The following is a 19,336-nucleotide window of genomic DNA, read 5'->3' on the forward strand; positions in this document are numbered from 1 at the left end:
GCTTCCCGCCACTGGTCCCGCGACGCGGAGCGCATGGCGCCCAGCCGGCCGAAGCCCCGGTCGCCCCCGGGCGGAGAGGACGGATGGTCAAGCGCAGAACGACCCTGACCACGTTGCTTGGCCTGATCTTTCTGGCCACATGGGCCGCATTTCCGCTTCATGCCGAAACGCGGCTTCGCGCGCTTTTCATGGAGGGGAGCGCCTACGGCGATGCCGAAATCCGCGCAATGACCGGGCGTTTCACCGCCGCCCATCCCGAGATGCGCGTGACGCTGGATTTCGCCCCATATGAGGATCTGAGGGATCTGACGCTGGGCGCCACCGACAGCGGCACGGGCTATGACGTGGTGGTCTTCGATGCGATCTGGCCCGCTGAGTATGCGGACCGCCAAATCCTCCTCGACGTGACGGCGCGCATCACGCCTGAGATGCGCGCGGGCATCCTGCCTGGCGCCTGGACGACGGTCGATTACGCGGGCCATAGCTATGGGCTGCCATGGCTGCTCGACACCAAGTACCTGTTCTACAACAAGCAGATCCTGGCGCGCGCAGGCATCCCGGCGCCCCCCGCCACCTGGGAGGCGCTCCTGGAACAGGCGCGGATCATCGCGGACAAGGGGATCCTTGACCATCCCGTGGTCTGGGGCTGGGCCGGCACCGAGGGGATCGTCTGCGACTTCACGACGCTGGTCGCAGCCTTCGGCGGGCGCTTCGCGCCGGATGGAACGACCACCGGGAACCCCGGCGCGGCGGGCGAGGCGCTGCGCTACATGGTGGAAAGCCATGCCTCGGGCCTCGCGCATCCCGGCTCGATCGGGTTTCAGGACGAGGACGTGCGCCGCGTCTTCGAAAGCGGCCAGGCGGCTTTCGCCCTCAACTGGTCCTACATGTACCGGCTTTCGAACAATCACCGCGACAGTGGGGTCGCGGGCAGCGTCGGCATCGCCCCCGCACCCGGTGCGGTGGGCCACAGCCTGTCCGCCGCCGTCAATGGGTCCATGGGCCTCGGGATCACCGCGCGAAGCCCCAACCCCGACGCGGCATGGGACTACGTCGCGTTCCTTACGAACCCGGCAGAGCAGAACGCCCAAGCGCAGTCGAGCCTGCCGGTCTGGGCGGCGTCTTATGATGATCCTGCGGTGACCACCGGCCAGCGCGCGTTGGTCGATGCCGGCCGAATCGCCCTTCGCGACATGATCCCGCGGCCCGCGACCCCACGCTACCAAGGCCTGTCAGAGGCATTGCAGACCGCGATCCGCGACGCCCTTCTTGGCCGCGCAACCCCCGAAGAGGCACTCGCCGCAGCAGCGGCAATCGGCAACTGATCGCCACCTCTCGGAACTTTTCCGCTCAGCGTCGGACCTTCTTGTGTCGTCGCCTTCACAACCCGGCGGGCCTTTCCATATATTCAACCCGCCATATCTGTCCCGACTTCGCGACGGGCGCGATCTTGGCACAAAACGGGTAACGGCAGCACGTCGGTCATCCTTCGACCTCGCCGGGTTCACAGCCCGACGACCACCTCACGGGACGGGCTGCCCATTTTTTGCCCCGAATTGTTGCTAGGACCGAAACTGGCGCAGTCGGAAGTTGAAAACGGGAGACAGAACATGCGCAAGAGCGTGGCGGCGATCTTTACCCTCGGAACTTTTCTGACACTGTCGGGATGCTTGGGCGAAACCAATGCGCAGGCACAGCGGGCGCAACTGCGCCTGCCCGAGCCGCCCGCCCAGACGCGAACCCAGACGCCCGAGGTCACCAAGGCCGCTGCGGCCGCCTCGCGAAACTTCTCCATCTACCTGACCGGCTACACCTATTGGGATAATACACCGCCCGGCTCCTCCGCGATCGCGCGCCCTGTCGTGCACCGGCGCGCGGGTGGATCCGGCACCTGGGCCGACCCGATCACGATCGCCGTCGGACACCGGATCGAGGGTGGCCGGCAGTCGCTCGACTACCCGGCGGGAAGCCGCTTCTACCTGCCGCGCCTGCGCAAGTACGCCATCGTCGAGGACGTGTGCGGTGATGGTGCCAAGCCCCAGGACGGACCCTGCCATACCGGCCATCGCGGCCACCCGTGGCTCGACATCTGGATCGGCGGGCGCGGGCAGTCGCCCGAGGCCTCGGACGCCTGCGCGCGCCGCATCACGGCGGTCCAGCAGGCGATCTTCAATCCGCCGCGCGACCTGCCGGTCGAGCCCGGTGAAATCGCCGCGAACGGCTGCCGCGTCTTTGGCTGATGCCCTGCGGGCAGAGCGTTAGCGCGGCGGGAGGCCGAGCGCGGTTCCGCGACGCACCAGCTTGCCCCAGGCTGCCACATGCCCGACCAGCGCGCGCCCGACCGCGCGCCAGACGGTGATGTAGAGGAGCGGCCGGTAGACAAGCCGGTAGAGCGGAAAGAACAGGATCAGAGCCTTGCTTTCCCGCCGCTCGAACAGCAGCGCCACGAGGATGAAGACAAGATCGGTCGCGGGAAGCGCCAGCCAGCCCAGCAGGATCGGCAGGTCGCGCCCTGCCATGGTGGGCAGTTCCCCCGATGCCCAACCCCGCGCGGCATCGACAAGCGCCCAGAGGAACACGAAATCGGCGACCGGGGCGAGCAGCCCCAGCGCCACCCCCGTCAGGAACAGGTCGGGGATGGAGAACAGCCCCGCGCCCGGCGCCGTGGCCGCGGCGCGCCGGTGCTTCCAGGCCGTCTGCATCATCCCGAAGGTCCAGCGCAGGCGCTGCCGCAGGAAGGCGCGCACCGTCTCGGGCACCTCGGTCCGCGACTGGGCGCGCTCCTCGAAGACCACGCGGTAGCCCGCGCGCAGGACCGCGACGGTCAGGTCGGCGTCCTCGGTGATGGTGTCGCCCGAATAAAGCCCGGCCCTGGCCACGGCAGAGACGCGCCAGGCCCCGATCGAACCCGGCACGACCAGCATGGCGTTCAACCGCTCGGCCGCACGGCGGTCGATGTTCTGGGCCGTCACATATTCCAGCGTTTGCAACCAGGGCAGCAGGCCGCTGCGGTTACCGACCTTGACGTTCCCGGCGACCGCCCCGACCGCAGGATCGGCGAAGTGGCGCGCGAGCAGGCCGATCGCGTCCGGCAGCAGCAGCGTGTCGGCATCGACGGCCACCACGACCTCGGTCGCGACGCGGGTATAGGCGGCGTTGATCGCGCTCCACTTGCCGCCGTTCGCCTGCCGTATCAGCGAGACGCGCGGATCGGCGCCGAACGCCTCGGACACCACCTTGGCGGTGTCGTCGGTCGAGCCGTCATCCACGACGATCACGCGCAGGTCGGGGTGGTCCGAGGCAAGCGCCGCCTGCACCCCCTCGACGATCACGTTTTCCTCGTTCAGCGCGGGGATGATCACGGTGACCGACACCGGCGCCCCACCGTCAGGCGCACGGTGCCGACGCCGCAGGAGCGCCAGCGCAAGAACAAGCGACGAACGCGTGACCCCGTAGACGATCGCGCCCCAGAAGAGCCAGTAAAGCACCTTTCCGACGCTGGCCATGACGGCAAAGGCCACGTCGTCGAGGAAGCCGTAGCGCGGCCCGACCTCCGGCATCACCTGGTCCCGCGTCAGCCCGATCAGGGAGGACAGCGGGACGAACCCGTACCCCTCGGCCCGCAGCCGGTCGATGATCAGCCCGACCGAGGTGGCGGTCGCGGATCGGTCGCCGCCCGCGTCATGAAGGACGATGACCTGGCTTCCCGGCGTCGTGAGACCCGCCATCACGTCCTCGGCGATCTCTTCGGCGCTCAGGTTCTCCCAGTCGCGCGGCACGATGTCCGACCCCGCGACGACATAACCCATACCCTCCACGATCTGCATCGGAGCCGCTTCGAAGGCAGTCAGCGGCCCCTCGCTGCGCCCATAGGGCATGCGGAACAGGTAGGTCGTCCGGCCGGTGATGCTCGCCAGCAGGCGCTGGACCGAGTTCAGCTCGACCCGCAGACGCTCTTCGCTCATCGCATCGTTGCCGGGATGGAAGAAGGTGTGGGAGCCGACCTCGTGCCCCTCCGCCACCATGCGGCGCACGATGTCGGGTTCCTGCAGCATCCCGGTCCCGACGAGGAAGAACGTCGCGGGCACGGCTTGCGCCTTCAGCGTATCGAGGATCGCAGTCGTATAGGCGGGATCGGGACCGTCGTCAAAGGTGAGCGCGACGATCTTGTCCTCGCGCTTGCCGTAGCGCTCGACCAGGAATGGCCGCGGCAGCGGATCGTAGAAGACACCGCTGACCAGCCCGGTATCGGTATCCCTGTAAAGCTGCCGCTGGCCGTCGGCCGCCGCGCGCAGGGTCCGGCGGAAGGGGCCTTCCCCCTCATAGGCGACGAAATCCTTCAGCCGCACCGCCTCGATGTCGGCGGCGCGGACGGGCGGCGCGCCCTTGGCCAGGAATGGCCAGACACCAGGGTCCTCAAGCCCCGCGGTCCAGAGCACGATGCCCGCGGGCGCGAGCGCCTCAAGCATTGAGATCTGGTTTCTGAGCGACGGGGCGTCGAGCAGCCAGATCTCCCGGCGCGCGCCCGCAGCATCATCGAAGGCGATGTGCGTATTCAGGTCAGGCGGCGCGAAGCCGAGGGTCGAGGCGTTGCGCGTCGCAAGGTCCATCGTATCGGCATAGGACAGCGGGATCGGGTCCAACCTGCCATCGATCCACTGGCGCCCGAATGCGCCCAGCGCGATGCGAAGCCTTTGCGGCCCGATGACCTCCCTCGCCTCGGCGATCAGCGTCTCGAACCACGGTTGCGGGGCCAGCGCCTCGGGGGCGGAGGTGCTGTCGGGCAGGCGAAAGGCCTGAAGCACGACGCTGTCCACAGCGGCCGTGATCGCCGGGTCGCGCCACAGCGCGCCCTCGGCTTCGGCGATCAGGCAGGTCGTCTTTCCAGCCGGCAGGCGCGTTCGCAGGTCCGCCAGGAACGCGCGCAGGCCCTCGCGGTGAATATCCGCATAGCCTTCGGGATAAAGGCAAAGGCCCGCGTAAGGCCCGCCCGCAAGCTTTCCGGTCAGGGCGTCAAGGATCGCGCGCCGGGCCTCCGCGTCCTCCAGCGCCCCGGCGCTGAGCGAAAAGGCGGAAGGTAGTTCGATCCGCGCGACAAGTTCGAGGCGCGTCGCGGGTGCCGTGCCCGCAAGGGCACGCAGCGGCGCGTCGGAGCGCGCCTCACCCAGCCACTCCACTGTCCGGGCGCGCAGGTCGATCCGCAGCCACTCCGCCAGCACCTGGTCAAGGCGCCCGCAGTTGGGCGCAAGCGCGGCCAGCGATGCGTCCGGCCAGACCCGCAGATAGGCCGCCGTGCCCCAGCCACGCGCGCCGACCAGGTCCGCCCCGGGCGGAATCGGATCGCCGGTGCAGGTCGGTTGGACAACCATGTCCGCCGCCCCTTGGGGCGAAGCGCCCTGCCCGGTCGCGCCCACGACTAGGTCCGTCTCCGGCAAGATCCGGACGTAGTAAAGGTTGAGCGCGAAGGCCGCCGCCCAGGCCAGCGCGATCACGAACGAGAGCGCGGCCGCGCCTTTCACCACCCGCGCCCGCGTCGTACCTGCGTCCAGGAATACCGGATTTCGCCTTCGGGAGCGCAGGCGCGCGCGCAGACCGTGTTTGCTTTGCGCCATGCGCATCTCCTCCGCCGGGGCTTGCGGTCGCACTGCACGCTGGTCGGCGCCTCTGTCTGTGCTATATCAAAGCAAGGGGCGAGAACAGTTATACAAATGACGCAGCGCACCGCCGTTCGAGGGAGAGCGGGGCGCAGATAGCCGCCGCAGGGACGGGATTGCCGAGCGCCGATGGACATTGATCGCCGAACCTTGCTCAGATGGTCTCTGCCGGGGATCGCCGCCCCCTTTCTGGGCCGTCCCGCGCGGGCCGAAAGCGCGCCCGCACCCCTCTTCGTCCTGATCGAGGGGATCGGCCCGGCGACGACATCCGCCACGCTGGAAGCCGTGCTTGAACCGCTGCTCGTCGCCAGCGTCCCGGTCGCGCTTGTGCTGCCGATGGGCGCGGGGTCCGAGGGTGCCCTGCCTGAGGACGCCGGAACCCTGGTGCGCCATCTGGTCACGCGCTTTCCCGAACTGGTCGAACCGGTGCCGGAGATTCCGGGTCTGGCTGGCCAGTCAACCTACTTCCGGCGCCGCACGGCAAGCGAGGCGCTGGCAAGCTTGCGCCAGTTGCTGGCACCGGGGCCGGTATCGCCGCCCCCGCTGAGCGTGGCGACCAAGGGCGTGGGGACGGCCAATCTCGACGCCCTGCGCGCGCTCGGCGTCCGGCAGGTCATCGACACCGGGACCGGCCCGGGCGGTGCCACGACCTCGACCGGCTGCGCCATGCGGATGATCTGCATGTCGGGCGCGGCGCGGCTGGATCTAACGGGCACGCAGGACTGCGGCCGGTGGACGACACGGGCGCTCGCCACCAAAGACGCGGTGGCAATGGTGATCGACGTCTCCGGCGCCGAAGGCATCCCGGTGCAGGACCTGCGTCGACGCTCCGAAGAGGTGGTGGGCGCCATCGCGCAGGCGGTGCAGGCCAACCGCCGTTTCGTGTCCCTGCCTCGCGACCAGATCGGCTGGTTCGCCGCAGCCCAGCCGCGCCGCATCGCGCTGCTTCTGATCCGCCCCACCCCGGGGGACGCGGCAGCCGGACAGGCCTTTGAGGCGATGCAAGGGGCGCTTGGCGCACGCGGCCTTGCGTTCTCGGTCGCGGGCCGGCCGTGGGAGGGTGACGGGCCGGACGCCTGCCTCGCGCTCGACGGGGCTGATGCGGCGAAGGCCCTCCCTTGGTTCAAGGCCGCGAACGAAGCCGGGGTCTCCTGCGCCCTGGGGGCGGTCGCCGGAGCACTGCCGCCAGACCTCGCCCTTGGTCTCGACCTCCTCATCGGGCCGGGTGCCTGGCCCGCTTTCGACGGCGACGGCCCCTTGCGGACCGGCACCTTGACCCTTACCGATGCGCTGAGCGAAGGAAACGCAACACAGGCGCGCGATCTCATCCTGACGCTGGACAAGACGGCCTATGCAACGGAGGAAGCGCGGCAGGCCACGCTGGCCCAACTGGATGGGCTTGTCGATGCGGGCGGCGCGGTCCTCGGCGATCTGCCCGATCATATGGCCGCAACCCAGGAGCCCGACCGCCTGTTCGCAATCCTGCGGGACACCGAGCGGGCGCCCCCCGCCCCCGACCCGCAGGGCGACCTTTCGCGCGAGGAGCTTCTGGCCGATGCCCGCCTTGCCTGGCAGTTCTTCGAGAAATACTCGAATGCGGCCAGCGGGCTCTGCATCGCGACCGCGCATGAATCCGACGGGACGACCTACCTGCATCAGGAACTGACGATGTGGGATCTGGCGAGCCTTCTGGCCGCGCTCATGGCGGCGCAGGAACTTGGGCTGATCGGCGATGACGACTATGCCGCCCGGACCGCCAGGATCGTCGCGGCGATCCCCACGGCCCGGATCAGCGCAAGGCGCCTGCCCGCGGCGGTCGTGTCGGTGCGCAGCGGCGCGGCGCTTTCGAACGATTTCAACGCTTGCGACACCGGTCGCCTGCTCAGCGTGCTGCGTGAGGTCGACGCGCATCCCCTGACGCGCGGGCTTGCCGCCGAGGCGGTCGGTCGCTGGGACCTCGATGCGATCATCCCGGGTGGCCGGGCGAACTCGGTCATCAAGGGCCGCTTCGTCGATCAGTCAGAGACCCACTGCAGCCATTACACCGCCCGCGCTTTCTTCCACTGGGGCTTCCCGGTCCAGTCCCCCTACATGATCGCGGAGGACGGTCCGGTTGCCGACCGCCGGATGCGGCTGATGGAGCGGGTGCGCGCCATCGGCCCTTTCGGCGCCGAGCCGCTTTTGCTGGAAGGGGTGGAGATGCCGTTCTCGGAACCAAGCGCGTTTCTGGCCGACCTGCTGCTGGACCGCCAGCGCCGCGGATACGAAGCGACCGGGGACCTGATCTGCGTGTCGGAGGCCCCGCTCGACCGGGCGCCCTGGTTCATGTACCAGGGCCTGAGCCTTGCCACGCCGGACCACCCTTGGGTGGTTCAGACGCTCGACAGTGGCAGCGAATGGCAGGACGAGAGCTTCTGGCGCGCGGTGCGGCTCGTGAACACCAAGGCGGCCTATCTTTGGGCCGCCACCCGCCCCGGCGCGTTTTCCTTCCGGCTCGCGCGCCATGTGCGGGACCGCGCCCGCATCGAGGGCGCGGGCTTCTGCCCGGGCGTCTTCTCGGCCACGGGCGAGCCGATGAACGGCTATGTCGACGTGAACACCAACGGCATCATGCTGCAGGCGATCAGCTACATCCTCAGGGGCCGGAAGCCGCGCTTTGACTAGGGGGCGGTACGATTACCCCCCTGTCCCGGCAATGCACCCTAGTCCGGCCGCACCCGCGCCGCGGTCTTGTTGGCGAAGGCCTCAAGTCGGCCGCGCGAGGCAGGCTGGGTGTTGACAATGCCCGCCACGACGGCCTCGGCATAGGCGGCATCAAGCGCCGACATGTTCTGCATGTGGCTGATCGCCGAACAGATCGCGAAATTCGTGAGCGGCGGGTTCTGCGCCGCCGCGCGGGCAAGCTCCATCGCCTTGGCCTCGGAATCCTCGACGAGGTACTGGCAGAGGCCCACCGCCATCGCCTCCTCGCCCTTGTAGACACGGCCTGTGAGCATCATGTCGATCATCCGCGCCTTGCCGACCAGATCGGCCACGCGGATGGTGGCACCGCCGCCGGTGAAAAGGCCCCTCTGCCCCTCGGGCAGCGCGAAATAGGTGCTCGCATCGGCGACCCGGACATGCGCGGAGGAGGCAAGCTCCAACCCGCCGCCCACTACCGCGCCCTTCAACGCGGCGATGACGGGGATGCCGCCGTATTCCATCTTGTTGAAGGCCTCGTGCCAGCGCAGGCAGATGTGCATGAATTCGGCCGGGCTGCGGTCCTCGCGGTGATGTTCGACCAGGTCCAGGCCGGCGCAGAAATGCGTGCCCTCGGCCCGCAGGAGGACGGCCTTGACCCCGGTGCGCGGCAGGAGCGTGAAGAGCGAGACGAGCTCCTCCACCGTCGCGGCGTTCAGCGCGTTGCGCTTGTCGGGCCGGTTCAGGCTGACGGTCGCGATTCCCTCGTCGTCCACCTCGACCTTCAGGTTTTGCAGTCCCAGATCCTCGATCGCTTGCATCGCATCCTCCAATTCGGCCTCCACGTCGGAGCGCGCGCACCCTGCCAGAACGCAACGGCCCCGATCAATGCGGCGCGCGCCCTTACGCTGCGTCACAAACGCGCTCAGCCCAATCGGCGGGTCGGATTTCGACCGACGCGGAGCGGCGCAGGGGGCAGGGGCTCCCACTCAGGCAAGGTTCCGCCTTGACGCGGGCAAGGCCTTGCCCGCCAACTCGGCCGTGCAGCCTGCTGGCGCTTGCCTCATGGCGATCGCGCGCTAGGCTTCGGTGCCATGGACACGCTTCCGTGCGGAAAGCCGTGTGCGAAGATCGGAGGAGGATCTCATGAACGAACTCAAGACGACGCGGCGCAGCTTCTGCGTCGGCGCCGCGGCCGCCGTTTCCGCGACCGCACTGCCGATGGCGGCCCGGGCCGAGGAATTCATCAATATCCTGACCGGCGGCACGTCGGGGGTCTACTACCCGCTCGGCGTCGCGCTTTCGAAGCTTTACGGCGACAACATCGCGGATGCGCGCACGCAGGTGCAATCGACCAAGGCCAGCGTCGAGAACCTGAACCTCTTGCAGAAGGCCAAGGGCGAACTGGCGTTGGCGCTCGGCGACAGCGTGAAGCACGCCTGGGACGGCAATGCCGACGTTGGCTTCGCCCAGCCGCTCGACCGTATCCGCGGGGTGGCCGCGGCCTATCCGAACTACATCCAGATCGCCGCCGCCGCCGAGAGCGGGATCAAGACGCTTGCCGACATCAAGGGCAAGAGCATGTCGGTCGGGGCGCCCAAGTCGGGAACCGAGTTGAACGCCCGCGCGATCTTCGCCGCCGCGGGGATGAGCTACGACGACATGGCCAAGACCGAGTACCTGCCCTTCGCGGAATCGGTCGAACTGATGAAGAACCGCCAGCTCGACGGGACCTTGCAGTCGGCAGGGCTGGGCGTGGCCTCGATCAAGGACCTGTCGACCTCGATGCCGACCACGATCGTCTCGATCCCGGCCGAGATCGCCGAGACGCTCGGCGCCCCCTATGAGGCCGCGACGATCCCGGCGGGCACCTACGAGGGCCAGACCGAGGATGTGCCAACGCTCGCGGTGCGCAACTTCTTCGTCACGCACGAGGGCGTGCCCGAGGAGGCCGTCTACATGATGACCAAGCTCATGTTCGAAAACCTGCCGGAGCTTGTCGCGGCCCACAAGGCGGCAGGCGGCATCACCCTCGAAGGGGCACTGTCGGGCATGCCGGTCCCGCTCCACCCCGGCGCTGAACGCTACTACAAGGAAGCAGGCCTGCTCTGAGGCCAGCCTGTACCAGGGCGGGTGCGCCGACCGCGCGCCCGCCGCCTTCGGTTTCGGGGAGGATACCGGATGCGCCCACAGACAGCCGCGCGCGACGCCGCGCTTGATCACGCCCTGCACGACCCGCTTGCCGCGGGCTTTCCGAAAGGGGCGCAGGGAAGGCTCCTGTTCTGGATCGCGGTGGTCTTTTCCCTGTTCCAGATCGCGACCGCCGCGCATTTCCTCGACATGCCAAGCCAGGTGACGCGGGCGATCCATGTCGGATTCCTGGGGCTTCTGGCCTTTCCGCTGATCGCCCTGGTCGGCAATCGCGGCCCGATCGCCCTGACGCTTGCCTGGATCGCGGCGCTCGCCGCGGTGGTCGTGGCGGGGTATCAATGGTGGGAATACGTGCCGCTTCTGATGCGGGCGGGCGATCCCCTTGGGCGCGACGTCGTGCTGGGTGTGATCGCGCTTTTCCTGGTCTTTGCCGCCGCCTGGGTGCTGATGGGGCCTGCCCTGCCGATCATCGCCGGGACGTTCCTGGCCTACTGCTTCTTCGGCCAGCACCTGCCCTCGCCGCTCAACCATCGCGGCTACGACTTCGCGCAGGTCGTCGATCACATGGCCTACGGGACCGAGGGGATCTACGGCATCCCGGTCTATGTCTCCTCGACCTATATCTTCCTGTTCATCCTCTTCGGCGCCTTCCTGGAAAAGGCCGGGATGATCAAGCTGTTCACCGATGTCTCCATGGGGCTTGTCGGGCACAAGATCGGCGGCCCGGCCAAGGTCGCCGTACTGTCCTCGGGGCTGATGGGCACGATCTCGGGCTCGGGCGTCGCCAACGTGGTCACCACGGGCCAGTTCACGATCCCGCTGATGAAGCGCTTCGGCTACCGGCCCGCCTTTGCCGGAGGGGTCGAAAGCACGGCCTCGATGGGGGGGCAACTCATGCCCCCGGTGATGGGCGCCGTCGCCTTCATCATGGCCGAGACGCTGGGCGTGGAGTATGTGGAGGTCGTCACGGCCGCCGTGATCCCCGCGATTCTCTATTTCGGCTCCGCCTTCTGGATGGTGCATCTGGAGGCCGGCCGCGCCGGTCTGACCGGGTTGGCCCGGTCCGAACTCCCCTCGCCCCTGCGGGCGGTGAAGGACGGCTGGCACCTGCTTTTCCCGCTGGCGGCCCTCGTCTACCTTCTGTTCTCGGGCTATACGCCGCTTTTCGCGGGCACCACGGGGCTGGCGCTGACGCTGGTGCTGATCCTTGGGGCCTCGGCCGCGCTGGGTCTGCCGGAGGGCTGGATCAGGATCTTGTTCTGGATCGGGCTGGGGCTGCTGGCGGCCACGTCGCTGAAGCTCGGCATCGGCATCGTCGCGATTGCCATCGCCGCGCTGATCGCCTGGAACGCCCTGTCGAAGGGCGGGCGGGAGACGCTGATCCTGTGCCGCGACAGTCTGGCAGACGGCGCGCGCACCGCGATCCCGGTGGGTGTAGCCTGCGCGCTTGTCGGCGTGATCATCGGGACGATGACCCTGACCGGGGCGGCCAACACCTTCGGGCAGTTCATCGTCAGCGTGGGCGACAAGTCGCTGTTCCTGTCGCTGGTGCTGACCATGCTGACCTGCATCGTTCTGGGCATGGGGATCCCGACGATCCCGAACTACATCATCACCTCCTCGATCGCGGGGCCGGCACTTCTGGGGCTGGGCGTGCCGTTGATCGTCAGCCACATGTTCGTCTTCTACTTCGGCATCCTCGCCGACCTGACGCCGCCGGTGGCGCTGGCCTGTTTCGCGGCGGCCCCCATCGCCAAGGAAAACGGGCTGAAGATCTCGCTCAACGCGGTGAAGATCGCGGCGGCGGGCTTCGTGATCCCCTTCATGGCGGTCTATACCCCGGCGCTGATGCTGCAACCCGGCGGCCCGCTGGCCGAGGCGGTGGGCTTTATCCCGGCCGTTGCCTATGTGGTCGCGAAGGCCGTGATCTCCATCGGGTTCTGGGGCGCGGCGGTCATCGGGTGGCTGGGCCGGCCGCTCGCGCTGTGGGAACGCGCGCTGGCGATGGCCGCGGCCTTCACCCTGATCGCCGCCCTGCCCCTGACGGATGAGGCAGGCTTCATCCTGGCCGCGGCCTTCGCGCTTCGTCTGTGGCTGACGCGGGCCAAGGTGCCCGCGGCATGACCGCTTGCCTGATGGCCGGGGCGCTGATGCTGGCCCTGCCTGCGTCGTCCTTCACGCTCGAATGGACGCACTCGGTCGAAAAGACCGCCTGGAGGGAGGAGTGGCACGTCGAGGGCGGCGCGTTGCATTTGGACCGGGCGATGGTGAAAGGGTCCGGTGCCGGGATGGAGCCGGGCGAGGGCGCGGTGCTTGAGGACGGCTGGTGGGTCTGGCGGCCCGACCTGCCGCCGCAGGCCGAACTGTTACTGGCGGCTTCGGGCGCGACGATCTCGGCCTGGCGGCTCTGTTCGGCGGTCGAATGCCATGAGCTTGGCGCCGCCCCCGGGGCGGCGTTGCATCTGGCGCCCTGCCCCGCGCCCTGAGCGCCGCTTTTCATTGCGCAACCCGCGCGTTTGGGTCTTTCTGGATGAATGAGAACCCGCCTCCCCGCCCCCCGACGCCAGCGCAAGGCGGCCGCCCCGACATGACCGGCCTGCGCGTGCTTGGCCTTCTGGCGGCCGTGGGGCTTGCGGCGGCGCTCATCGCCTATGCGATGGCCGAACGCGTCCTTCTGGCCGATCTCGACACGCAACTGGACCGCTCGCTGATCCTGTCGTCCCGCGCCGTGGAGTCCGAGATCGAGCGGCTGCGCCCGCTGCCCGACATCGCGGCGGAGGATGCGCGCATCCGGGCGGCCGTCGGGGCGCCGCGCGACGCGCAGGCGATCGACACCGCGAACCGCTATCTTGAGGCGATCGCGGGCCATAGCGGCGCGGACCAGCTTTACCTGATGGACGCGACCGGCCTGACCGTCGCCGCGTCGAACTGGAACACGCCGGAAAGCTTCGTCGGCCAGCGCTACGACTTCCGCCCCTACTTCAAGCGCGCCCTCGCCTCGGGCCGGGGGACCTATTACGGCATCGGCGCGACGACACGGCGGGCGGGCTACTTCCAGTCGTTGCGCATCGATGCGCCGGGCGGGACGACCGGCGTCCTTGTCGTCAAGATCGAGCTTCAGTCGCTCCAGGACACCTGGCGCAGCGCCGAGCTTGCGACCGCCGTCGCCGACCGGGACGGGGTGATCTTCCTGTCGGGCGTGGACGACTGGCTTTACCGGCCGCTGTCGCCGCTTCCCGCCGGGGCACTGACGGCGCTGACCTCGGCGCGCACCTACGACGGGGCCGCGCTCGATACGGCCGCGCCGTTGTTGCAAGCCGGAACCATCCAGGACGCCGAGGGCGCGCCCATGCGCCTGCGCAGCGCGCCCATCGCGCGGGAGGGCTGGACGCTGCTGGCCGCCGCGCCGCTCGCGCCCGTGCGCGCCTCGGCACGGCTCTGGGCGGCGGCGGCGGCGCTGGTTGCCGCACTTCTGACCGGAACGGTGAAGATCTGGCGCCAGCGGCACGAGCTGACACAACTCCGGCTGCGCCAGTCCGCCATGCTCGAAACCCAGGTGGCCGAGCGCACCGCCGATCTGGCGCGGGAGGTGGAAGCGCGCAAGCGCACCGAGGCAGACCTGCGCGCGGCGCAAGACAGCCTGATCCAGTCGGCCAAGATGGCCGCCCTCGGCCGCATGTCGGCGGCGATCGTTCATGAGGTCAGCCAGCCGCTCGCCGCGATGGAGGCGACGCTGGCCGCCGCGGACCTGACCCTGCCCGAAGGGGACACCCGCACCGGCCCGCGGATCGAGACCGCGCGCGGCCTGATCCGGCGCATGCAGCGCACGGTCAAGAACCTCAAGTCCTTCGGCCGCCGCGCCCCTTCGACGCCCGAGATCGTCGATCTGCGCCAGGTCGTTGCAAATGCGCTTGAGATCGTGGCGCCCCGCGCACGAACGCTGGGTGTCACGCCGCAGGTCACGGGGAGCGACGCCCCCCTTCGCGCGCGCGTCGGTCCCGTCAGGATGGAACAGGTCTGCGTGAACCTGCTTCTCAATGCGCTCGACGCCGTGGCCGAGAATGGCGGCACGGTTCAGCTGCGGCTTGGACCCGGCCCGGTGCTTTCGGTCCTCGACACCGGCCCCGGCATCCCGGCCGACCGCCTTTCGCAGGTCTGGGAGCCGTTCTTTTCCACCAAGACCGGCGGCGAGGGGTTGGGGCTGGGCCTTTCCATCTCGCGCGAGATCGTGGAGGAATTCGGCGGCCGGATGGAGATCCAGTCGCCCCCCGGCCTCGGGACGGAGGTCAAGGTCAGCTTGCCGCCCGTGGAAGATGACCGGAAGGAGGACGCGGCATGACGGGCGCGAAGGCGATGATCCATGTGGTGGACGACGACCTTGATCACCTGGCGGCACTTGTAGACCTGGTCGAGGCAGCGGGCCATGCCGCCATTGGCCTGTCGTCGGGCAAGGAGGCGCTGGCGGCCGCAGGCCAGGCCGCGCCCGACGCCGTCCTCACCGACCTCCGGATGCCCGGAATGGACGGGATGGCGCTGATGGCGGCGCTCAGGGCCGAAGGTCACGCCATGCCGGTCGTCATGCTGACCGGCCACGGCGACGTACAGCACGCCGTCCGCGCCATGCGCGCGGGCGCCGAGGATTTCCTGGAAAAACCCTATGACGCCGCGCATCTGCTGGCGGTGCTGGCCCGCGCGCTTGCCAGCGGGGCCGCGCGCAACGAACTCGCGCGGCTTCAAGACCTGGTGCAGGCCCGTGAAAGCCATGAGATCCTTGGCGGCAGCGCGGCCATGGATGCCCTTCGCAAGCGCATCGCGGCGCTGGCGCCGCTGGACGTCGATGTCGTGATCACCGGAGAGACCGGCACCGGCAAGGAGCTGGTGGCCCGCGCGCTTCACGCCCAGGGCGGACGGGTCGGCGGGCCTTACGTCGGGGTCAACTGCGCCGCCCTTCCCGAGGCGCTTTTCGAGATCGAGATGTTCGGCCACGCCGCCGGCGCCTTTCCGGGCGCGGTGAAGGACAAGACCGGCAAGCTTGAGGCCGCGAACGGCGGAACACTTGTCCTGGACGAGATCGAGGCGATGCCCATCGCCCTGCAATCCAAGCTTCTCAGGGCGCTCCAGGAACGCCAGATCGAGCGGCTGGGCGAAAACCGCCTGCGTCCGCTCGATCTGCGGATCGTCGCGACCTCCAAGACCGACCTGGCCGCGCTGGTGCGCGCGGGGGGCTTCCGGTCGGACCTTTATTGGCGGCTTGCCGGCGCGGATATCGCGACCGAACCCCTGCGCGCGATGGGGCAGGACATCGTCCTGATCTTCGCCCATTACGCCCGACTTGCCGCCCGCCGCTACGGGCGCGATCTGCCGGAGCTTGGCTTTTCGGAGCGCCGCGCGCTCCTTTCCCATGCCTGGCCGGGCAATGTGCGTGAACTCAAGGCCGCGGCGGAGGCCTTCGCGCTTGGCATCGGGCGGCCGATCCCCTCGGGGGGCGAGGCGATGCCCGCGGCACCGGGGACGCTGGCCGAGCGTGTAGCCAGCTTCGAGGCGCGCGAGATCCGGGCCGCGCTGGAGCGCTTCAAGGGCAACAGCGAGCTTGCCGCGCGGGCGTTGGGGCTGCCGCGGCGGACGCTGAACGACAAGGCGAAGCGCTTCGGGCTGAGGGGCTAGGACCGCCCCGGCCGGCTACGACGCCAGTTCCAGCCCCTCGGTCGCGCGGGCCAGATCGGCCTTGCAGCGGGCGATGATGAAATCGGTAAAGGCGCGGATCTTGGGATCGCGCAGGCGCCGGTGCTGGGTCAGGCAGGTCAGCTGCACCGGCAGCGGCGGGGTTGCCCGCGCGACCGGAACCAGGCGGCCCTCGCGCAGATGCTCGGCCACCTCGAAGATCGGCTTGAGGATGATGCCCCGCCCATCCAGAGCCCACCCCGTCAGCACGTCGCCGTCGTCGGTCTCGAACGGGCCGGAAACGTCGTAGCGGCGCGGGCCCTCTGCGGTGACCAGCGTCCACTGGAATTCACGCGCGCCGGGGAAGCGCAGGTTCAGGCAGGCGTGGCCGTCGCGGATCAGCGCCTCCCCGTCCGCCGGATCGCCACGCCGCGCGATGTAGGAGGGGGCGGCACAAAGGATGCGCGGGCAATCGGCCACAAGGCGCATCTTCAGCGTGCTGTCCTCAAGCATGCCAAGGTGGAAGGCCATGTCGAGCCCCTCGCCGATCACGTCGATCATCCGGTCCGACAGCCGCAGCCGCACGTCGATCTGCGAATACTGATCCTTGAAGGACGGGACATGTGAGGCGATGAAACGCCGCCCGACGCCCAGGGGAGCGGCCACGAAGATCGTGCCCCTGAGGTTCTGGGTCGAGGTCATGACCGCCGCCTCGGCCTCATCGATGGCGTCAAGCACCTTGCGCGCGCCCTCGTAGAAAAGCCGCCCGTTCTCGGTCGGCTTCAGCCGCCGCGTGGTGCGGTTGAAAAGCCGTATCCCGAGATGCCGTTCCAGATCCGCGATCCGGGCCGATGCGACGGCCGGAGAGGTGCGCTGGTCCCGCGCGGCCGCGCTCATGTTGCCCAGTTCATAGACCCGGACGAACATCTTCAGGTTGTTGACATAGGACATCCGCGCCCTCCCGCCGCATTCTTTGGGTATCTTTGAAAGTTCTGCGGCATTCAAAGGATTATCAGGAAGATCGCTTTCGGTATAGCGTAAAGCCCAAAGCCGCGGAGGGATCTGGCATGTACGACTTCATCGTCCTGAGCGAATGGCTCGAATTCGCCGTGCGCTGGCTGCACGTGATCACGGCCATCGCCTGGATCGGGTCAAGCTTCTACTTCATCGCGCTCGACCTTGGCCTGCACCGCGACCGCAACCTCGCCTCCGGCGCGGATGGCGAGGAATGGCAGGTCCACGGCGGCGGCTTCTACCATATCCAGAAGTACCTCGTGGCGCCGGAAACGATGCCCTCGGACCTGATCTGGTTCAAATGGGAAAGCTACGCGACCTGGCTTTCGGGCTTCGCACTGCTTTGCCTCGTTTACTACCTGGGCGCCGACCTTTACCTGGTCGATCCCAATGTGCTCGACATTCCGGTCTGGCAGGCGATCGGCATCTCGCTGGCCTCGCTCGCGGTGGGCTGGCTGCTTTACGACACGCTCTGCAAGTCGCCGATGGGGGATAACCCGACGGCGCTGATGGTGCTGCTTTACCTCATCCTGGTCGCGCTGGCCTGGTTCTACACGCAGGTCTTCACCGGCCGCGCGGCACTGCTGCATCTTGGCGCGATCACCGCGACGATCATGTCCGCCAACGTCTTCATGGTCATCATTCCCAACCAGAAGGTCGTGGTCGCCGACCTGATCGCGGGCCGGGCACCCGACCCGAAATACGGCAAGATCGCCAAGCTGCGCTCGACCCACAACAACTACCTGACGCTGCCTGTCATCTTCATGATGCTGTCGAACCACTACCCGCTGGCGTTCGCGACCGAGTACAACTGGATCCTCGCCAGCCTCGTGTTCCTGATGGGGGTCACGATCCGGCACTGGTTCAACACCCGCCACGCCCGCAAAGGCAGCCCGACCTGGACCTGGGCGGCAACGGTGGTCCTGTTCCTGACCGTCGCCTGGCTGTCCACCGCGCCGATGTTCCGGGCCGAGGACAGCGAGACGGTGGAGCTGACCCCGGCGGGGCAGAGGTTCGCCGCGGCCGAGCATTTCGAGGAGGTTTCGGACATCGTCCTTGGCCGCTGCTCGATGTGCCACGCGGCGGAGCCCGCCTATGACGGCATCCCTTGGGCCCCCAAGGGCGTCATCCTCGAGACCCCGGTTCAGGTCGCCAACTGGGCGCGGGAGATCTATGTGCAGGCCGGGGCCAGCCACGCCATGCCGCCCGCCAATGTGTCCTATATCGAACCCGAGGAGCGGGCGAAGATCGTCGCCTGGTATCGCGGCGCGGCGGGCTGAGACGACAGACCGAACGCGCCATAACGACAAAGGGCCGGGGACCGCTGCTGCCGCGAGCGCGGCAATAGACCTAATGATTTCCTTTTCCGGCCTCATATCCTTTTTGCGAGGCGTAAATGTGCCTCGCATTGGATTATCTGATCTTAAATTTTCATAAGCCTAGCGGCGAAGCCTCTCGCCGCACCGCAAGGCGATGGCTGGGCGCGCGCGTTTCGAAACGCACACTGATCCAACCGCTTACGCCGAAGCGCCGCCCTCAGACGGCGACGCGCATCAGGTGGGGGAACCAGTCTTCCCGCAGGCGCTGGCCGGGCTGCATCTCATGGCCCGGAAAAGGCGGAGAGGTGCGCCCGGGCCGTTGGACGCAATGGGCGTCCGCGCCGGGAACGGCGCATATAGGCCTCCTGGTCGGGGTGGAAATCGGTTTCCGCGCGCCAGCGCTTGGGCAAGGCCTCCTTCGGACAGCGATGGATCCGGCGGCACAGCGCAGCGGCGCCTCGTGGACCGGGTCGAGGGGCGACCAGGAACTGACCGTCTGGCTGCCCTTGACGAAGTAACAGGGGCCGTCCTAGTGCCAGGGCGTGGACTTCGCCGTTCCCGGTCCCTTGATCAGGACGTGGTCGTGAAACACTTGCACCGTGTCCCGCCGCATCAGGCGCGCGGCCACCGTTGCCACCTCGGAATTCCCGATCACCTCCCGGAACTCGGAGATCCGGGTCCAGTGGCAGTCGTCATCGAAGAACCGCCCGCCCTCGCCGGGCTTGAGGTTCTCGGCGGCAGAGGGGCCGGGCTTGGCCAAGTTGCGCTCGCCCCCGGCGCGAAGCACGTCGGCCCAATCCGTTCAAAGCCCCCGGACCGGCACCGCACCGTCGCGCTCGAGATCTTCGACCACCGAAT

At 68.4% G+C, this 19,336-nt stretch carries 12 protein-coding genes and 1 pseudogene; 9 read left to right on the forward strand and 4 right to left on the reverse strand.

Annotation, left to right across the window (positions count from 1 at the left end):
- The first annotated feature begins 83 nt into the window (after positions 1 to 83).
- Positions 84 to 1,325, forward strand: a complete 1,242-nt coding sequence (locus OE647_RS12445) for an extracellular solute-binding protein (RefSeq protein WP_263722062.1) — start codon at positions 84 to 86, stop codon at positions 1,323 to 1,325.
- 285 nt (positions 1,326 to 1,610) lie between these two features.
- Complete coding sequence (locus tag OE647_RS12450; protein ID WP_263722063.1) at positions 1,611 to 2,240, forward strand: hypothetical protein; 630 nt, start codon at positions 1,611 to 1,613, stop codon at positions 2,238 to 2,240.
- Between the two features lie 18 nt (positions 2,241 to 2,258).
- On the opposite strand, the gene OE647_RS12455 is transcribed toward OE647_RS12450, so the two are convergent.
- Positions 2,259 to 5,612: a glycosyltransferase gene (locus OE647_RS12455; protein WP_263722064.1), complete on the reverse strand. Its 3,354-nt coding sequence runs from the start codon at positions 5,610 to 5,612 to the stop codon at positions 2,259 to 2,261.
- Positions 5,613 to 5,783: 171 nt separating this feature from the next.
- On the opposite strand from OE647_RS12455, the gene OE647_RS12460 reads away from it, so the two are divergent.
- The gene (locus tag OE647_RS12460; RefSeq protein ID WP_263722065.1) at positions 5,784 to 8,318 is read left to right on the forward strand and encodes a DUF3131 domain-containing protein; all 2,535 of its coding nucleotides are present in this window, start codon (positions 5,784 to 5,786) and stop codon (positions 8,316 to 8,318) included.
- 38 nt (positions 8,319 to 8,356) lie between these two features.
- Here the strand turns inward: OE647_RS12460 and OE647_RS12465 are convergent, their stop codons facing one another.
- The gene (locus OE647_RS12465; protein WP_263722066.1) at positions 8,357 to 9,154 is read right to left on the reverse strand and encodes a crotonase/enoyl-CoA hydratase family protein; all 798 of its coding nucleotides are present in this window, start codon (positions 9,152 to 9,154) and stop codon (positions 8,357 to 8,359) included.
- Between the two features lie 325 nt (positions 9,155 to 9,479).
- On the opposite strand from OE647_RS12465, the gene OE647_RS12470 reads away from it, so the two are divergent.
- The 5 genes from OE647_RS12470 (at position 9,480) to OE647_RS12490 (ending at position 16,148) form a co-directional block, all read left to right on the forward strand.
- Positions 9,480 to 10,445, forward strand: coding sequence for a TAXI family TRAP transporter solute-binding subunit (locus tag OE647_RS12470; RefSeq protein ID WP_263722067.1), 966 nt, complete (start codon positions 9,480 to 9,482; stop codon positions 10,443 to 10,445).
- A 69-nt stretch (positions 10,446 to 10,514) separates the two neighbouring features.
- Positions 10,515 to 12,608, forward strand: coding sequence for a TRAP transporter permease (locus tag OE647_RS12475; protein WP_263722068.1), 2,094 nt, complete (start codon positions 10,515 to 10,517; stop codon positions 12,606 to 12,608).
- Positions 12,605 to 12,970 carry a DUF1850 domain-containing protein gene (locus OE647_RS12480; protein WP_263722069.1) on the forward strand — a complete coding sequence of 122 codons (366 nt, stop codon included), beginning with the start codon at positions 12,605 to 12,607 and terminating at the stop codon, positions 12,968 to 12,970. The genes OE647_RS12475 and OE647_RS12480 overlap by 4 nt, the downstream gene beginning before the upstream one ends.
- Before the next feature lie 101 nt (positions 12,971 to 13,071).
- Complete coding sequence (locus OE647_RS12485; protein WP_263722070.1) at positions 13,072 to 14,823, forward strand: sensor histidine kinase; 1,752 nt, start codon at positions 13,072 to 13,074, stop codon at positions 14,821 to 14,823.
- Positions 14,820 to 16,148, forward strand: a complete 1,329-nt coding sequence (locus tag OE647_RS12490; RefSeq protein WP_263722071.1) for a sigma-54-dependent transcriptional regulator — start codon at positions 14,820 to 14,822, stop codon at positions 16,146 to 16,148. The genes OE647_RS12485 and OE647_RS12490 overlap by 4 nt, the downstream gene beginning before the upstream one ends.
- Before the next feature lie 15 nt (positions 16,149 to 16,163).
- Here the strand turns inward: OE647_RS12490 and OE647_RS12495 are convergent, their stop codons facing one another.
- On the reverse strand, positions 16,164 to 17,096 hold the full coding sequence (locus tag OE647_RS12495; protein ID WP_263722072.1) for a LysR family transcriptional regulator: 933 nt from the start codon (positions 17,094 to 17,096) through the stop codon (positions 16,164 to 16,166).
- Between the two features lie 116 nt (positions 17,097 to 17,212).
- Here OE647_RS12495 and OE647_RS12500 point away from each other — a divergent pair, with 116 nt between their 5' ends.
- On the forward strand, positions 17,213 to 18,439 hold the full coding sequence (locus tag OE647_RS12500; protein WP_263722073.1) for a urate hydroxylase PuuD: 1,227 nt from the start codon (positions 17,213 to 17,215) through the stop codon (positions 18,437 to 18,439).
- A 256-nt stretch (positions 18,440 to 18,695) separates the two neighbouring features.
- Here the strand turns inward: OE647_RS12500 and OE647_RS12505 are convergent.
- Positions 18,696 to 19,301 (reverse strand): annotated as a pseudogene (locus OE647_RS12505) (phytanoyl-CoA dioxygenase family protein).
- Positions 19,302 to 19,336 lie beyond the last annotated feature (35 nt).

The organism is Albidovulum sediminicola (assembly GCF_025751575.1).
Taxonomy (GTDB): Bacteria; Pseudomonadota; Alphaproteobacteria; order Rhodobacterales; family Rhodobacteraceae; genus Albidovulum; species Albidovulum sediminicola.